The 17,440-nt window shown below is 49.1% G+C and carries 13 protein-coding genes and 5 pseudogenes; 10 read left to right on the forward strand and 8 right to left on the reverse strand.

The genetic code is table 11. The features are described 5' to 3' along the window. Window positions 1–172 precede the first annotated feature (172 nt). Window positions 173–1,378 carry a YbfB/YjiJ family MFS transporter gene (locus NZD86_RS05225; protein WP_268045435.1) on the forward strand — a complete coding sequence of 402 codons (1,206 nt, stop codon included), beginning with the start codon at window positions 173–175 and terminating at the stop codon, window positions 1,376–1,378. Between the two features lie 240 nt (window positions 1,379–1,618). On the opposite strand, the pseudogene NZD86_RS05230 reads toward NZD86_RS05225, so the two are convergent. Continuing rightward, window positions 1,619–1,745 (reverse strand): annotated as a pseudogene (locus NZD86_RS05230) (pyridine nucleotide-disulfide oxidoreductase); the annotation flags it as partial. Window positions 1,746–1,996: 251 nt separating this feature from the next. Beyond that, window positions 1,997–2,572 (reverse strand): bifunctional transcriptional activator/DNA repair enzyme AdaA, encoded by a 576-nt coding sequence (locus NZD86_RS05235; protein WP_268045436.1) that lies wholly within the window; start codon window positions 2,570–2,572, stop codon window positions 1,997–1,999. Window positions 2,573–2,979: 407 nt separating this feature from the next. On the opposite strand from NZD86_RS05235, the pseudogene NZD86_RS05240 reads away from it, so the two are divergent. Continuing rightward, window positions 2,980–3,629, forward strand: a pseudogene (locus NZD86_RS05240) (flavin reductase family protein). A 69-nt stretch (window positions 3,630–3,698) separates the two neighbouring features. Beyond that, window positions 3,699–4,781 (forward strand): annotated as a pseudogene (locus NZD86_RS05245) (MFS transporter). A 94-nt stretch (window positions 4,782–4,875) separates the two neighbouring features. Here NZD86_RS05245 and tnpC read toward each other — a convergent pair. The 3 genes and pseudogenes from tnpC to tnpA form a co-directional block, all read right to left on the reverse strand. Then, window positions 4,876–6,466: pseudogene (gene tnpC, locus NZD86_RS05250) on the reverse strand (IS66 family transposase). A gap of 88 nt (window positions 6,467–6,554) precedes the next feature. Then, window positions 6,555–6,914: an IS66 family insertion sequence element accessory protein TnpB gene (gene tnpB, locus NZD86_RS05255; protein WP_268045220.1), complete on the reverse strand. Its 360-nt coding sequence runs from the start codon at window positions 6,912–6,914 to the stop codon at window positions 6,555–6,557. Next, the gene (tnpA, locus tag NZD86_RS05260) at window positions 6,908–7,228 is read right to left on the reverse strand and encodes an IS66 family insertion sequence element accessory protein TnpA (protein WP_268042949.1); all 321 of its coding nucleotides are present in this window, start codon (window positions 7,226–7,228) and stop codon (window positions 6,908–6,910) included. Before tnpA ends, tnpB begins: the two co-directional genes overlap by 7 nt. Window positions 7,229–7,713: 485 nt before the next feature. Here tnpA and NZD86_RS05265 point away from each other — a divergent pair, with 485 nt between their 5' ends. From NZD86_RS05265 to NZD86_RS05290, 6 genes and pseudogenes are all read left to right on the forward strand, one after another. Further along, complete coding sequence (locus NZD86_RS05265) at window positions 7,714–8,676, forward strand: NAD(P)H-dependent flavin oxidoreductase (RefSeq protein WP_268045437.1); 963 nt, start codon at window positions 7,714–7,716, stop codon at window positions 8,674–8,676. Window positions 8,677–8,826: 150 nt separating this feature from the next. After that, window positions 8,827–10,449, forward strand: a pseudogene (locus NZD86_RS05270) (spore germination protein). After that, window positions 10,446–11,549, forward strand: a complete 1,104-nt coding sequence (locus NZD86_RS05275) for a GerAB/ArcD/ProY family transporter (RefSeq protein ID WP_268045438.1) — start codon at window positions 10,446–10,448, stop codon at window positions 11,547–11,549. The pseudogene NZD86_RS05270 and the gene NZD86_RS05275 overlap by 4 nt, the downstream one beginning before the upstream one ends. Further along, on the forward strand, window positions 11,542–12,774 hold the full coding sequence (locus tag NZD86_RS05280) for a Ger(x)C family spore germination protein (protein ID WP_268045439.1): 1,233 nt from the start codon (window positions 11,542–11,544) through the stop codon (window positions 12,772–12,774). Before NZD86_RS05275 ends, NZD86_RS05280 begins: the two co-directional genes overlap by 8 nt. A 262-nt stretch (window positions 12,775–13,036) precedes the next feature. After that, a complete protein-coding gene (locus tag NZD86_RS05285) occupies window positions 13,037–13,450 on the forward strand; it encodes a GNAT family N-acetyltransferase (RefSeq protein ID WP_268046799.1) in 414 nt (137 codons plus the stop codon). Between the two features lie 228 nt (window positions 13,451–13,678). After that, entirely contained in the window at window positions 13,679–14,026 is a 348-nt protein-coding gene (locus tag NZD86_RS05290) for a YkgJ family cysteine cluster protein (RefSeq protein WP_268045440.1), read from the forward strand. 95 nt (window positions 14,027–14,121) lie between these two features. On the opposite strand, the gene NZD86_RS05295 is transcribed toward NZD86_RS05290, so the two are convergent. The 3 genes from NZD86_RS05295 to NZD86_RS05305 all read right to left on the reverse strand — a co-directional run bounded on the left by NZD86_RS05295 (window position 14,122) and on the right by NZD86_RS05305 (window position 15,560). Then, a complete protein-coding gene (locus tag NZD86_RS05295; RefSeq protein ID WP_268045441.1) occupies window positions 14,122–14,481 on the reverse strand; it encodes a DUF488 domain-containing protein in 360 nt (119 codons plus the stop codon). A 94-nt stretch (window positions 14,482–14,575) separates the two neighbouring features. Beyond that, window positions 14,576–15,109 carry a hypothetical protein gene (locus NZD86_RS05300; RefSeq protein WP_268045442.1) on the reverse strand — a complete coding sequence of 178 codons (534 nt, stop codon included), beginning with the start codon at window positions 15,107–15,109 and terminating at the stop codon, window positions 14,576–14,578. A gap of 100 nt (window positions 15,110–15,209) precedes the next feature. Next, window positions 15,210–15,560 carry a DUF5684 domain-containing protein gene (locus tag NZD86_RS05305; protein WP_268045443.1) on the reverse strand — a complete coding sequence of 117 codons (351 nt, stop codon included), beginning with the start codon at window positions 15,558–15,560 and terminating at the stop codon, window positions 15,210–15,212. 723 nt (window positions 15,561–16,283) lie between these two features. On the opposite strand from NZD86_RS05305, the gene NZD86_RS05310 reads away from it, so the two are divergent. After that, window positions 16,284–17,411 carry an L-dopachrome tautomerase-related protein gene (locus tag NZD86_RS05310; protein WP_268046800.1) on the forward strand — a complete coding sequence of 376 codons (1,128 nt, stop codon included), beginning with the start codon at window positions 16,284–16,286 and terminating at the stop codon, window positions 17,409–17,411. Window positions 17,412–17,440 lie beyond the last annotated feature (29 nt).

A 17,440-nucleotide genomic window follows, 5' to 3' on the forward strand; every position in this document is an offset into this window, starting at 1 on the left:
CGTGTTGATTAGTACGTATTATGATAAATCCGATGTGACATTGTCAAACCAAACCGAACAGATACGAGAAAACAAATTTAAGTAGAAGCAAAATGACTGGAATGGTTCCCTGAGCTGCAAGCAGGTGCTGGGTAAAGGGTCGATGCGAGTGGTAAGAGGGGGGCGATATAGAGTGGGTGAGTATAAAGAAATGTTAAGGTCAAGCTCGAAGAGAAATTCCATTCTCCCCGTTATCGGTGGGCTATTGGGCCTTGCGGTGGCCATGGGGATCGGGCGTTTTGCTTATACACCACTTCTTCCCGCTATGCGACTACACACTCATTTTTCCACTGCGTTTGCCGGTGTTCTTGCATCTTGGAATTATTTTGGGTATCTCGTTGGAGCCATTCTTGTTGCTATGTTACCGGCGCGTTTACAAACAGACATGAGGTTCCGGTATCGAATCGTCGTATTAGGGTTAATCGGAAGTGTGGTTAGTACGGCATGTATGGGACTAACAAGTTCCCACGATTGGTGGTGTGTCTCACGAGGAGTCGGCGGTCTATTCAGTGCGGTTGTACTTGTTATATCGTCGAGCCTTGTGATGGATTGGCTGGCAAGGAGAGGAAATGTCCAAGAAGCCGGGATCCTATACTCTGGGGTTGGAGTCGGGATCGCAATCACCGGCATACTCGTACCGTACCTGACCAGCAGCGGTGGATGGCAGCTTGGGTGGCTGGGTCTTGGATGTCTAGGTGGCGTTCTCACGATTTTGGCATCGGTGTTCCTTCGAACGGTTGGAGACGTAAACTCGAATGATCATCATTCAACAAACAAACATCAACCAGATTTGAAATCACCATTCCCACTGTGGAGCATTACGCTGGTGTACGGCTTAGAAGGACTAGGCTATATCGTGATGGCTACCTTTATTACGGACTTTTTTCACGACGAAAAAACCGTCGCATGGTTGGGTACGGTGAGTTGGGTCTTTGTGGGATTGGCGGGAGCCCCCTCGACGTGGCTTTGGACAAAAGTTGCTCGGGTCTGGGGTGGGGGTAGAGCTACCATGACGGCTTTTATGACACAAGCGGTGGGTATCCTACTTCCCGTAATCCATTCAGGGATTTGGGAAGCCATTATTGGCTCCATCTTATTTGGAGGTACGTTTATGGGTATTACCTCGCTCGCTTTGTCCATCGGCCGAATGTGTTCTCCTGATAGAGCGGGAACCGTCATTGGGATGATGACAACCATGTTTAGCATTGGACAGGTGCTAGGTCCTATTTTGGCCGGGATGATTACTACACAGACGCATACTTTTCGTTTAGCGATGATGTTGTCAGGTTTCACCATCCTCGCAGCGGCTTTACTTCTTTGGTGCACGCGGAAAGAGTAACGTCAGTTACATGTCTGTCCAGTTAAGACTAAATTATGTGTGATACGACACCGGCGAGCGTTGTGGAACTTTAGGAGCGAATCTACTTGTCCTTGGGGCATAAATCCCACAGGCTGCTGTCTTTTCATTGATTAATGGAAATATAGTTATGTATGGATTATTGTTTTTAAGGAGTCGAACAATTGAATAAACTCTTGCTTGATTATGTTGGAGTTTTATCAAGTGCAATTCAGTTCGGTTTGAAGGGTAGGCACCGATCTGTTCTTTGGCAATCCTTCGAATTTCGCTTGGGGCTGATTCCGTCACGGGGAAGAAACCCATGGACCTCGCGAGTCAATGCGTTACGGGGACGGCCCTCATCTATCACAACCGATCAAAATCAACGGATTGGCGGACTATTTTGATGCAGACGCAACGTAGAGCTTCTTAATACAAAAGGGGGCATTAGTTTAGGTGTCCGCTCCTGTTAAAAAATTGGAATAGGTAATCATGATACTGTATTAACATCCTTGTATATCTACGACCTTTGCGCTCCCCGCTTGCCTCGACACAACGACGTTGTCCTGTCTAAGCCGTTATATTGACGTCTGACCCAGTAAACGATGGTAGGTACTAGCATCATCTTTCGACTTCCTCTGCGATTGGGGATCCCAGATTCAATTTCCGGTAGTCGCTTGGGCTATAGCCTGTTTTCCTCTGGAACATGGTCGAAAAATGTGATGGGCTCCGAAACCCGACCCCAATGGCGATGTCTGTGACCGTCCTATACAGTTCGGTACGCAGGGCTTGTTTCGCTGCTCGAAGACGCTTGTTGAATAGATAGTCGGCTGGTGTTGTCCCCGTCAAACGTTTAAATACCCGGTGCAAATGATAAGGGCTGATTGCAAGCTCTCCAGCGATTTTGTCCAGTGTAAGTGGGTCTTGGTAGCGTTGTTCCATGATGTCTTTAGCTGATTGAACAAGTTCTTCGTCCGGACCAAGTCCGTATTCATCGGGTCGGCATCGCTTACAAGGACGAAATCCAGCCGCTTTTGCTTCGTTCACACCGCGAAATATGCGAGTATTCTCCGGGAGGGGAGTTCGAGACCGACAGGATGGACGACAGAAGATGTGTGTCGTTATCACACCGTAAAAATACTGTCCGTCGAATGTTGGTTTGCAATGCACAATCGCTTCCCAAAGTACTTCATCCACAGCCATCACCTCACATCTCTACTATAACGCCAGTACCTCAACGAAGTAAGCATCTGGGAATGCAAGAGCAAGAAATCGAAAGCCATACGGCACCCAACGTGATCAAACATTTATAAAAGCTTGCCTCATTAGACAACTTCGAAGCATTCTAGGTGCTGAGAAAGTCATTGCACCTGCATCATTTGTCCTTAAATGTGGTTTCCTTAGCTTACTTGGCTTGGTGCTTGATCAGGTCCTGAAATATGCAAGAAAGATATCTAAGAGAACTCCAGTGTTTTGGGGCTGAGATGTGTTTGCCTGCCATGGAGCGCACTTTTGACAATAGGAAAGCAAGATACCGAAAGCATTTAATGACTCGTCCTGATATAACGGAAAGCAAGTTCAAAACAAAGAAGGAGTGTACTCTCGTGCACAAGGTAGTCGAACCTAAGATTTTCTACTTTGGGACTCCAGTTGTTCTCATAAGTACATTAAACGAAGACGGCTCTGCTAACCTAGCCCCTATGTCATCAGCATGGTGGCTAAATCAGTCATGCATGCTTGGAATGAGCACTAGGTCACAGACTGTTCAAAACATGTTGCGAGAACGAGAATGTGTCCTTAATCTCCCCTCATCTGATCTCGTAAGCGCCGTAAATCGGCTCGCTCTACTGACGGGTAGAAACCCAGTACCCGACTACAAGGAGCAGCAGGGCTACCGGTATGAAGCTGACAAATTTGGAACTGCCAGTCTTTCTAAGGCGATGTCAAACATAGTAAAACCGCCGCGAGTTATGGAGTGTCCGGTACAACTTGAGGCGATAGTCCAACAGGTTCATCGTTTTGAAGAACCCAGCTGGCTCGCTGCTATTGAAGTCAGAATTGTCCGTTCTCATATCGACGAAAGAATTTTAATGGCGGGTGAAAAAAACTACATTGACCCGTAAAGTGGAGGCCACTCATTATGAATTTTTTCGAATTCTTTGGATTGAGTGGAAAGCTGCATCCATCGCAATTGGCAACGATTTTTGCCCTGCCTTCTCAGCATGACGGCGAAGTGATCAAAGACACCGAGTAATTTTCAATTATGCTCTAACCTCGCTCTATAATCGGAGGCAATTTTATGCGGAAGAAATTTGCGTTTGTGATGCTAGCGTACACATTTTTGGTCATATCGGTTGGCACGAATATCCCAGCACCATTATATGGTGTCTATCGGGAGTTATTTCACTTTTCACCCGGAATAGTGACGCTTATTTTTGCAGTTTATGCGTTGTTTCTAATCCCGTCTCTGCTTATTTTTGGGCAGATGTCAGACGCCATTGGACGAAAAACGGTTCTGATTACGGGTGTCTTACTTGTATCGGTGGGATCCATTCTTTTTGCCTTCACACATGGTTTGCTTTCTTTATTTGTCGCACGGGCGGTGCAGGGAATAGCAGCCGGTATGTTAAACGGCGTGACGACCGCTACACTTGTTGAATTACATCCGGAAAATGACCGGACAAAAGCATCGCTTACGGCAACCGTCACTATGGCTGCAGGTACCGCCGCCTGACCGCTCATCACGGGGATTTTAGCACAGTACACTCCTTATCCTATTATTGTTCCTTACCTGTTTCATATTTGTCTAATGGTTCCAGCGATTTTATTCGTATTCATGATGCCGGAACCAACCGCCGTGGTGTTCGCTGGCAAATGGAATTGGCAAAAGCCGGGTGTTCCAAAATCCATTCAACAATCGTTTTATGTTTCCGCGTTTACTGCATTTCTTTGCTGGGCAGTGATGGCACTTTTTATGTCACTCGTTCCGGCGTATGTGAACTTACTCTTGGGTACGTCAAATTTGCTCATAGCCGGACTTGTCCCATTTGGAATCTTTTTTTCCTCCTCACTTTCGCAAATGCTTTGGAAACAAACCACACCGAAAACATCAATGACATTGGGACTCTTTCTCCTCGTTTTGGGACTCGGCGTGTTTCTTGTTGCGGTACCGGTTCAATCTTTGGCTCTTTTATTTCTTGGGGCGATCCTAAGTGGTGTTGGACACGGGTTTTCCTTTATGGGCAGCATGGCGCATGTGAACGAGATCGCACCGACTGAGCGGCGTGGCGAAGTGGTATCTATGTTTTATAAATGGGCGTACTTGGGTGTCGGGATTCCCATTATCGGTGTTGGGTTTCTGTCTCAACGATTTGGCATGTATGCAACCTTAGTAGCATTCTTGTGAACGTCAAACCCGGCACACCTTGTGCACGAACCACGTTTGTTCATAATCGGATATAATGAATCCCCGCAGCGTCGCTGGCGGGGATGTTGATCTTCTATGCTCTTGTCTTTCGTTTTCGTATCTCCTTTGGCAACTCTTCGGACCACGGCAGCAAAGCGTCTACGACATGCTCGTCATCCATTTGGATGTTTGGTAGCCGCTCAAACAGATACTCCAGATATAGGCGCGGATCTAAACCATTCTCTTTCGCCGTCTCTACCAAACTATAAGTAATGGCACTTGCTCTCGCACCACGTGGTGTATTACTGAACATCCACGCCTTGCGGCCGATCACAAAAGGCTTGATAGACCGCTCACTCCGGTTGTTATCCAGTTCCAGGTTCCCGTCTTCTAGAAACACAATGAGTTTGCTCCATGGTTCATGCAATACGTAATGGCTTTGCCTAAAACACTCTTTGGCAGCACAAGTGGACTCTGCTCATGCAACCATGCTGAAAAAGCATCGAGCACGGGTCGACTTTGCTTTTCTCGGCCTGCTCGACGTTCTTCCGGTGTGGCGTCCTTCAACCCACGTTCAATCTTGAATAACTCATTGCAATATTGAAGCCCAGTCCGTGCAGCCGAAGTTTTTTCTGTTCGGCGCTCGGCAGCGATTGAAGGGCGTTATTGAAACCGCGCCGCGCATGAGACCAGCACCCGACCAGTGTCGCGTTCTCCACGTCGTGGTATCCGGCATATCCGTCTACATGCAGGTACCCCTTGAACCCTCGGAGGAACGTCTTCGGATGCTCCTTCGACCGACTCTCTTGATAGTCATACAGCACAATCGGCGGTCCATCACGTCCACTTCGGTACAGCCACATATACGATTTCGAATTGGCCGCCCGTCCGGGTTCGTGTAGTACCTGCAGTGTTGTCTCATCTGCATGTAAATAATGTCGGGCAAGCAATTCCTCATGAAGCCTGTCGAATATGAGGCTCAGCCAACGCGTGGCTCCGACTACCACCCAATTCGCCAGCGTCTGACGAGAAAGTGATATGCCCTGTCGGGTGAATTGCTGCTCCTGTCGGTACAAAGGCATGCCTTCCACAAACTTCTTACTCATGATATAAGACACCATGGATGCCGACGCCAGACTCCCGGGAAACGCCGAGCGCGGCATGTCCGCCTTGACCACGGGCGGGTGAATCTCATTTTTCTCACACGGTCGACACCCGTAGATGTATTGCACACGTTCAACGACGACCGTCTGTGCCGGAATATGTTTGAGTTCCCGGTGTACCTCCGCACTCATCTCGTGCAAGGGGCCGCCACAACACGGGCACACGCGCTCTGCCTCTGGCAGGCGGTATTCCATCCGCTCAACAGGGAGGTTCGCCAGCATGGCTTCCCGCTGTCCAGGTTGTTTCCTGCGTGGCTTGCGTGTCGCCGTATCAACCAAAGGCTCTTCTATTTCTGGCTCTTCATCCGACGCCGTCTCTGGCTCATTGAACAACCGCATCTGCTCAGCGTCAGACCGCTCGCTGGATGCCCCGAAACGCTTTTGCCGATCCAGACGCCGTTGTTCAAGCAGCAAGTTCACTTGCTGTTTTAATTCGGCGTTCTCCTGTTCCAAGGAAGTGCAGCGCTGTTGTAGAACTTCAACTTGTTCGATGGTTTCTGAAGACGTATTTTCCATAGTTATCTCTTCGACGAACACACCCCGAAATCCTTGTCATATCAAGGGTTCCAATAACTTTTTGTTTCAAAATCCATGCCTGCCTTTCAGGCACTCAGACGACCTTTTGCGCCGCCACCTTGGGATGAGCTTTCTGCTGGTTGAGAGACAATCCATCCAGCAACCAATTCAACTGGCGTTGGCTAATGACAAGCGTCTTGTCCTGAGACGAGCTGGGCCACTCAAATCGGCCTCGTTCCAACCGGCGATACAATAACCAGAATCCGTTATACTGCCAATACAGAATCTTCAATTTTTCCCGCTGACGATTGCAAAAAACGAAGACACATTGGGAGAACGGGTCTAACTGGAATTGCGTTTGCACCAAGGCCGCCAATCCATCGATACTCTTCCGCATGTCCGTGACACCACACGCAAGATAGACGCGCTGTTCTGTACCGATATGGTTCAGCATGAGCCCGTGAGTGTCTCAACCAGGTCACGCAACAGTTGGGCGTCGTATCCCGGGTGTACTTCAATGGCAACGGAGCCAACCCGGACGAGCAGAGGGAGATTGGCAATGGACTCATGAACCTGCACGGGTAGAAAGTCAGTCGAAACGGACGGTTTCGGGGATTTTTCACGAAAGCGACTTACCCAATACCACAATTGATGTTCTTTTATGCCTTGCTCAGCGCACCACGCCGCGCCACTCAGACCGCTATCCCGGAATGCAGCTACGCGTTCACGCCACGTTTCTCGTAATTCTGCCAATTCTTTTTTGGTCATAACGAAGCCCTCCTTGAAAGTTTTAACTGCATTCTTTCAGGAATCCGGTATCCTCGCTAGGTGTGAAGAATTTGACGCATACGCATTCTTTATCTGTATTTTGACTTTCTCAGTAAGAATGTGTTTCCGTGTACGATCCCATTACAAGAATGATAATTGAATGGTCGAGCGGCAGTACCTCAGAGCGGGTCTCCTAGACGAGATTCACATCATCTTGTAGCGATCTTACTTGGCGATGGGGTACGACTTTTCGAAAACGTTGAAGACCATCAGGTTGACTTATATTGAACGCGTCTCGTTGATGGGCATTTTCATTTAGAGACGTTCTAGTAAATGAATTGGACGGTAACTATGATTATAATTGATATAGAGGCCATACAATATGTGGCTGCAATGGTACATTCCTCAGCGCATGACTTCGAAGCGATGGGTGCTCAGTTGAATACTGGCTAGTAAATTGCTGTTACCGTGAAGGGGGCGTAAACGTGAAAACGCGTATTACAGAACTACTACATATCGAATATCCGATTATTCAGGGAGGTCTTGCTCATCTGGCATTCTCAGGCCTGGCGGCCGCTGTATCCAACGCGGGTGGATTGGGCCAGATTACGGCAACTTCCCTCTCCTCGACGTCCGATTTAGAACTGGAGATTTCTAAAGCACGGGAACTCACTGATAAACCGTTTGGAGTCAATATTGCCATTGGTCAACACAAATCTGTGGACGCATTGGTTGACGTCGTTATTGAGCAGAAGATTTCCGTTGTAACGCTGACAGGCGGGAATCCCGAGCCTATCATCAAGCGTCTTGAGGGGCACGATATTCGGAAGCTCGTCTTGGTGAGTTCCGTTCGACAGGCGCAGAAGGCGGAAGCGCTAGGTGCGGACGCCGTGATCGCTGTGGGCCAAGAGGGCGGCGGTCACATTGGACGGGACGACACGGGGACATTTGTACTTGTTCCGCGTGTTGTCGACGCCGTGCGGATTCCGGTCGTGGCCAGTGGTGGCATTGCGGACGGGCGGGGCTTGTTAGCAGCACTCGCATTAGGGGCAGACGGAATTGAAATGGGTACGCGGTTCGTCGCTACGGAAGAATCCATCGCGAGTGCTGAATACAAGGAACGGTTGGTCAAGGGAACGGAACTGGACACACGCGTGATCAAGCGGTCCATCGGTGCACCGGGACGAGTCATCAATGGCGCCTTCGCGGAAGAAATCCTCAATCGTGAGGCGGATGGTATTACACCTGAAGATCTATACGGTCTAACGATGGGCGAACGTAATAAAAGAGCCGTGTATGCAGGTGATTTTGACAACGGCTATGCGTGGGCGGGCCAGTCGACCGGACTCATTTATTCGATCCCGACCGTCCAAGCACTCATCTCCGATATCATTTCGACTGCGGTTCAATGTCGTGATCGAATGATCGGGGCGTTTAACTCTGACTGAGCGTAATTCGCGAAAAATCGACATCAAACCAGTTCGATATCCACGAAACGTGTCTCTTCGCGCTAGATACATTTGTGCATAATGCCCTTCGGTAAACGCGTTTGCATGCTTAAACGTTACATGGGTAAAAATACCTCCAAGTGAAAATTTATGGAGGACAACATGCGGCGGTACAAGCAATCCCGAAGCCGAATACCAGAAATTCACCTAAATCAGGATCAGCAGTCCGATCTACAAGAAGGTCGGTTGCTTTCACGCGACTTGCAAGTGAATGAGCTGGAGCTTCGTCAAACCTTTGAGGATTGCGCTGATGTTATCTTTCGTAAGCTGATATCCACTGACATGGCTGGTCGGCAAATTCAAATGTTGCTGGTATGTGTAGATGGCTTGGTGGATTCGGTTCACTTGGAGGAGGCCGTTCTAAAGGTATTGGTCCGAGAACGCCTTCCAACGACATCAACTGTTACCACTACATGGGTCAAGGACTTGCTTGTAGAAAGCGCTGTGTCTGTCACGCAGGTCAGTGTGCTAACCGATCGGCAACAGGTCATTGATCACATCCTCAAAGGCAACGTCGTCGTACTCGTGGACGGAGACGAGGCGGTTTTGTCGGCCGGTGTGGCAGGCTGGAAGCAACGCAGTATCGATGAACCTCCGTCAGAGCCGGTCATCCGGGGCCCTCGTGAAGGTTTCATTGAAACCCTTCGCACAAACACGGCTTTAGTTCGGAGAAGAATACGGAGTCCTCGTTTGAAAATGGTCAATATGAGCGTTGGAGAATTTTCCAAGACAGATGTCTGTATCGCTTATATCGATGGCATTGCGAAGCCGGAAATTGTGAGTGAGGTGCGAAAGCGGATCGAACAAATCAAGGTTGACGCAATTTTGGAGTCAGCCTTTATTGAAGAGTTTATTGAGGATCAGCCGCGCTCGCCGTTTCCCCAACTCCAGAATACGGAGCGACCGGATGTTGTATCCGCGAACTTGCTGGAGGGTAAAGTTGCGATATTCACGGATGGCACGCCGTTGTTGCGCCGGCTGTGTTTTGGGGTGCTTTAAACGCAAACGAGGACTATTACGAACGCACGTACATGTCCAGCTTTTTGCGCATACTGCGGATTTCGTTTATGATGATCAGCCTCCTGTTACCTTCTCTGTATGTAGCCATGACAACGTATCAGCAAGAAATGATTCCGACGAGCTTACTTCTTAGCATCGCGGCCGCGAGAGAATCGACACCGTTTCCCGCGGTGATTGAGGCGTTGTTCATGGAGTTGATATTTGAAGCACTCCGCGAAGCTGGCGTCCGCATGCCCAAACAAATTGGTCAAGCGATGAGCATTGTAGGGGCATTGGTTATTGGCCAGGCTGCTGTAGAGGCAGGTATCATCTCCGCCCCAATGGTCATTGTGGTTTCCATCGGGGATCGCATCGTTCACATTTCCCCGTTACAACGTTGGGATATCCATCAGGTTGCTCCGTTTTCCCATGTTGCTACTCGCGGGCGCGTTCGGAATATACGGCATCGCCATCGCTTTGTTTATCATTACCACACACCTAGTAGCACTAAGGTCTTTCGGGATACCTTACTTTACACCGGTTGCCCCGGCCAGTTGGAGCGATTTAAAAGACGTGTTTGTCAGGGTGCCACGTTGGGCAATGAATCGCCGGCAACTCACTACGTCCGGTGACAACACCCTACGTGTACCTTCGGGTCAAGCTCCCGATCCGAAACGGGATAATCATCCGTCTAAGAGGAGGAGAAGGAGATGAACTCGATCCAGCGGATTTCCCCGTGGCAGTTAATGATGTTGTTGCTCCCTATCGTGGTGGCGACAGAAATCCTACCTGTTACGGACTTGACCGCCAAGTTTGCGCATGAACGTGCGTGGATGTCCATGATGCCGGCAACCGTTACAGGATTTTGGTGTGTTTTGGTCTTAACCGAACTGGCGCGCAGGCATCCGGGGAGAAGTATTGTGCAGTACAGTATGGATATCCTCGGAAAGTGGCCAGGGAGGTTCATTGGTGTCGTCCTTTTGTGTCAGACACTCATTTATACCTCCAAAGTGGGCTCCGAGACAATGACCTTCGTCTCGATGTTTGCTCTTCCGCGAACGCCGAGGAGTGTAATCTTGCTGCTATTTTTGACGGCTTGCGGGATCGCTACGTGGGCTGGAATCGAAATTATCGCACGCTGTGCAGAAACATTCATACCGATTCTCATCGGTTTTTTTGTATTCGTTTTTGTGCTCTTACTGCCGAACATGCACCCGTCCTTTATTCGACCAGTGGTTGGACCTTATTGGGTACAGACGGTTTTTCAAGCGGCCATTGTACCTTCTGCCTGGTACGGGGAGTTTGTGGTGCTGGGATTCTTGTTGCCGCTCGTGAAAGATACGAAGAACATCCGAAAATCCTTGCTGTGGTTACTCCTTGGTATTGCCTGTTTCGTCGCGCTGATTGCGTTACAGAGTACCATGGTTGCCGGGCCACCGACCGAAAAACTTACATACTCGTATTACATTACGGCCCGATACATTAGTTTGGGGGACTTTTTTGAGCGGATCGATCCGCTGATTGTCTCAATCTGGATGTACGGTATGATCATCAAAGAAGCACTATGTCTATTTGTGACTGCTATCTGTCTCGTTCACCTGACTGGTTTATCGGATCATCGTCTGGTTACCATTCCGGTGACTTTGCTTTCTCTGCTCTGTGCTTTGTGGTTCTTTCCCAACATTGCTGAGTTGCGAAGCTTCCTGACCTATACATTTCCGTTTGAAGGATTCATCGTTCAGAATCTCATCCCCACGTTCATTCTAGGGGTGGACAGTCTGCGGCGTGCGATAGGAAGACCCGCTCATGCGTAAGCTCATGCTCATCGTGTCTGTCCTCATTGCGACTTTTCCTTTATCGGGCTGTTGGGATCGGAAAGAAGTCAGCGAATTGGCGCTGGTGATGGCCAAGGCAGACGACAACCTCGTGAGAGTGAGCGTGCAAGTTGCGATCCCGTCGAAAGTGGGCGGATCGCAATCAGGGAGTGGCAAGGGAGAGGGTGGGAAAAGCTTCTTCGTCGTAAGTGCGACGGGACGAACGGTCAGTGAGGCGGATGCACATATACAACAGAAGTTGCCACGCCAATTATACCTTCCTCACCTGCGGATAATATTGGTGGGAGACAGCTTAGCGCGCAGCGGGATGGACCAAATCCTCGACCACTTTGGACGGAATCCCCCAAACCGCTTGCGGAGTACATTTCTCATTGCCAAAGACAGTGATGCCATGCCGCTTCTGCAAACTATATACCCATTGGAAAGTCTGTCAGGTGAGGCCATTCGAAAATTGGAGCGGCAGTTGACGGGATCGAACACGACATTAATGGATTTTTTGATTCAGGCATCAAGCGAAGGGACTGACCAATTTTCAAGTGCGATTTCGTTGAAACCACAACCGAGCGCAGGTGGATCGCCAAATTCAGAACAAAACACTCCAGATTTCGCATTTACGGATAGAGCGATATTTCGCGACCTAAAGCTTGTTGGTTATGTGAGTGGTGAGGAAACCGTCGCACTGCAGTGGTTAAATGAACGTCTCCGGCGTACGACGCTGACGATGAATGTGCCAGGTACAAAGGGCACCATCAGCGTAGATGTAACACAGCCGCGAAGACGTGCTGGGACGTTTGTGCAGGGGAAAAACGTCGTCGTCAGATACGATCTCGATGGAGCCGGGATGGTTACCGAAAATACGACCGGTTTGGATGCGGACAACCCTCATGTAATGAGCATGTTCCAGTCGGCATTCAACCTTTATCTTGAGCAGACGGCCCAGCAGTGCCTCACAACGGTGACTAAGAAGATGGATGCAGATGCGACAGGGATCGGTCGCATGGTCTACCATCAACATCCATACGATTGGGAACGTATCAAGGGAGATTGGCGTAACGAACTGCCAAACGTACGATGTGTCGTACATTCCCAAGTCAAATTGATTGAGAGCGGCAAATCCGGTCCTCCGTTATATGGTAAGCAACACCGCGGCATTCAGGAAAGTGGTGTCACCTCCAACAGTCAGCTGGAAGGTGGTGCGAAATGATACGTGTTGTGATGTTTCTGATCATGTTGGTCGGTTTTTCATGGGCGCAAATGCGGTATCTTGCACCTGTCAACACCAAAAAGGAATGGGCTGTGTTTGCTTGCGTCATGGTCATCGTTGTAGCCGTAGGGACCAATTTGACGTTAAACCTCGATATGCCAAACCCGATGTCCGCTCTGCGGGGGGGGGGTTCGAACCAATGGCCCGATCCATATTGCACTAGAAACATTTGTATCGTATTGGAGTGGTCGATGCGAATACGTTGAAGATCCGGTCGCTGCGTGCGAACGAATGTTTACCTATGTCGTTGCTTTTACTTGCTGATCCATCGTCAGAGGTCATCGAGAGTTACGTTCATCGTGGGCGTTGTTTCATTGCTGAGTTGAATAACAGAGTCGCAGGTGTGTCTGTGTTGATTGATACTCGTCCGCAAACGATTGAACTCGTGAATCTAGCAGTCACACCGGAAGAGCAGGGTAAGGGAATTGGAAAACAGTTGGTTCTCCACGCTATCGAACTCGCTCGATCCGACCATTACAAGACGATAGAAGTGGGTACAGCAAACACAAGCATTGGGCAATTGGCGATGTATCAAAAATGTGGCTTCCGTATTGTCGGCGTGGACAGGGACGTTACAGTTGCGGTTCCTGTGGGACAAGAACGGGATTCTATCTGATCAAATGGGTTGTCTTTTTTATCTAGTTGTATATTGACAAACAAAAATATTTGTGGTATTATATTAAATTTTTCTATTGATCCGGTGTGCGCTCCTATTGTATATGAGATATAAGCGAGTGGCCGATTTGACGAGGAGAGGGCTGCAGTGTCTGCAGTTCATATTAGCGGTCGTGTCTCGACGTCTCCCCCAAATCGGCATACAAGATTCACAGTATGGAGTGAGCGGATGAATAACTTACCTTGTCAGGGTTGCAAGGGCCTGTGCTGTGGCCCTGTTCCTGTTACCGAAAAGGAATTGAAGAAAATCAAAAAGAAGGTTCGATCGATGCCGCCGAGAATTCGGTCGAACTTGCAAAATCAACCTCGCCATTTTGGAACGTGCATTTTCTACGATCTAGATCAAGATAGATGCGGCATTCACTCTGTGAGACCGGAAGTGTGTCGAGCCTTTGGCTATCACAAAAACTTGGTTTGTTTTCGCAATCCCGCGGCGGCTACGGAAGGTACGTGGATGGCTGAAGACATGCACGTAGGATTGTTGACTGTGGATATCACGTGGAAAGATTTCAGTTAGCTTGAAGCTGGCCAAGAGTTGATTCTGGAGCGGATCGAAATCTATATCCGGAAGACTGACGCGTTTGTGCAACTGGAGGATTAATTTGGGGTAATCTAATCGCCCTCCAGCAGCACATCGCGGAGGGCGGTTGCATTGTTCCGATCCTTCGCTTTTGCGCTGAACACCAGGGTCACGGTACCCGCTGAAGCGGCGTCACGCAACTGTTGGATGCACGCCCCAGCTTGGGGGCTGGCGGCTAGCTCCGCCCGGTATCGGACGACAAACTCTTCCCACTGCGATGGGTCGTGGTGGAACCACTTCCGAAGTTCGTGGCTGGGCGCGATGTCCTTCATCCACACATCGATTCGAGCCACGTCTTTCGACAGGCCACGAGGCCAGAGCCTGTCCACCAAAACTCTCTGTCCGTCCCCCTCAGAGGGAGCATCATATGCGCGTTTCAATCGAATTTCCATCGACAATCTCCACCTCAGCATTCGGTATCTGATGTGTTGAGCTGAACTCAGATTCGGGAATGCCCCAGTTCCCGTATCATTCAACGACCGGGTCTTACTGAGCGGATACTCCGTGCCGTAACAAAAAGCTAAATTCTACCACTTGAATGCGCCGCAGGGTTTCCCCAATCGGCGAATCGTTCTCGCCTACATGGACCGCTTCAGCAACTGCATCGACGAATGCATTAGGGGACCATTGTCCCCAGGATTGGCATGCTGGCCACAGGCGGGATGCCTGGCGATAGACGGGCTCGAAAATGGGGTGCTGATCAACTTGAGCAAACCAGTGTTTCGCGTTTTCATAGTCTCCTTCCCGACGGTGGAGAATGGCATGCCAGTAGGCGCCCGAAACATCATGGATGCTTTGGGCGATGTCGTGTGATGCGTCGAGATCGTCATTCCATAGGAGCAGGCCGGCGCGCGTTAATTGAACGGCGAGCTCAGAATGGACGTCTTCTCCGACAAGTTCCTCAGACGTTGCTGCGAGAATATCGTCGCTCAGTTCTTCATTCCATATCGTGTCCGGATGTAACGGAGGCAACGGGTTTCGATGATCCAATTCACCTAACATACTCTTCCACAGACTCACGTTCTCACTCCATTCGTTGGTTCTCAGTATAGCAAATTCTAACCATGAAACTCCGTGGGCAAAAGAAAAACCCGCCGAAGCGGGCGAAAAGTTAACTATCCTATGCCAATTTGTACTCCGTTTTTTCTGAATAAGCCCAAACAATCCACATGATGTAGTACACGATATTGATAAAGATACCGAACAATACCCAGGCACCGTGCTTGCCGTAAGCGTTGAGTAACTTTACCTGCCATATGATCACAAACACTATGTTTGCAATCGGCACGAGATACATCAAAACCCACCATCCACTCTTCCGTATTAAGCGGAGTTGTAGGATAGCCGACAAAATTGGCACCCATGCGAACCATGCAATGTCGTGGCGCCCTGCCAATTTGGCCAATCGAAAGAATGCGATACCCGTTAAAATATAACCAACAATGCCAAGAATAATACTGACCGCGTGCACCCAATACCCCTCTTTCAATGCATCTTAAGAATAAGTTGCATTGGTATCCTATGTTGGAAATCGTACTGGTGCAACCACCTGTTCTTGGGATTTCTCCCAAGCGCACTCTAGGATGGGCGAGTGCCCATGGGTTAAACACTCGCGAGAGGGTGACCTAGGCTACACTCAGACAACACAAATCGCCACTACATCTCTGTAGTGGCAGGGAATAGAATAAGGGTCTCAACAACATGGTACAGGGCCGTCCTCTAAAATTCCTCGAAATGAAGGTCAAACTTTGTATCTCCCAGGTGGATTTCATAAGACTGACCAGCAATAAAAAAACACCCGCGTCTGCGAGTGTCTAATCGTTACCTTGAAGTGGTTTGTTTAACTTAGTACATCAATACCATCAGCCGTAATTCGTATACACCATAAGTCTCCGCGAACCTTTCACACTTGAAATCCATGTAACCGGATAATGGGTAAATAGCCCGGGAACCTTACCTTTCGATCACAACGTTGGAAGCAATTCATGTTGTTGCGTGACAAAGGAGGTTCAGAAATATGATGAGATTTTTAGCTAGGTCGGCTGTTCTAGCAACGGTGGCCGTAGCCTGTGTATCAAGCATTGTTCCATGTGTAGCGTCGGCGAGTCCTGTCGTGCAGCAGGATTCTGGGCGATCGCCATCAAAAGGTCCAGTGACGTCCGGTCTTCCGAGTTCTCAAATCGGTCGATATCAAATGATCTACCACTGGAACCATTTGGATTGGGACTTTCAAGACCCTAAGATGAAGCGGCAATTCGAGGCCAACCAATATTGGAAAAAGGCCATGCCTGCTGGTGTGAAAGTTGATCAACAGGGTAACTACTACGTGTCTGTCCCTCGTTGGGCTCAAGGCATTCCTGCTACGATGAATCGGATTGTTGTGAAAAACGGAAAACCGTTGCTGGAGGCGTTCCCCAGCTGGGACTGGAACAAGCCTGGAGATGTGAAAGTTCTGCAATCCGTTCTAGGGTATGAAATCGATGAACAGAACAAAATGTGGTTGTTGGATCAGGGAAAGATCGCCTATGCATCGTCGCCCGAGGGTTCGCAGAAGTTGGTCGTTTGGGACTTAAATGTGAACAAACTTGTGGATTCGATTCAAATCCCGAATGATATCGCACCGTACCGCACGTCATTTTTGAACGACTTGGTCGTAGACAACAAGAACGGCTTCGTCTACATCACCGACTCCGGGAATGGGTGGCCGAACCATCCCCTCGTTGGTGGAATCATTGTTTACAACATGAAGACGAAAACATTTAGGCGTGTTCTTGACAGACATTTCAGTACTCAGGATTTTCCTGGTTTTGTCTTTGATATTGACGAAAAGCGTGTATATAGGGACAGGCCAATCAAAATTGGTGCTGACGGTATCGCATTGTCGGCGGATCGAACGAAACTTTACTATTGTCCGGTTTCTGGACGTAATTTGTACGCCATTGATGCCAGGTTACTACGAGACTTCAATACCCCGTTGGAGCAAATCAGTGGGGCTGTTCGAGCGATTGGCAGCAAAGGGACAACAACGGATGGCATGCATGCGGACAACAAAGGCAATGTCTTTTACACCATGCTGGAAGGAAAAGGCGTTGGTGTCTACAGTCCCGCGCGAAACAAATTCCACCCATTTGTTTCAGACGACAGAATGTTGTGGGTGGACGGCGTGGCGTTTGACCAAAAGGGCTCAATCATTTTTAACAATAACCGCCTCCACGAAATGTTTAGCCGCCCGAGCGAGATCAATTGGGACTACCCGTATAACCTAATCATTTGGAAGGCATATGTCGGGCAGGATGTGAAGTCGTATCTTTACGCTAAGTAAGCTTTTGTGAGCGAATGTGTACGGGACGG

The organism is Alicyclobacillus dauci (genome assembly GCF_026651605.1).
GTDB classification, from domain to species: Bacteria; Bacillota; Bacilli; order Alicyclobacillales; family Alicyclobacillaceae; genus Alicyclobacillus; species Alicyclobacillus dauci.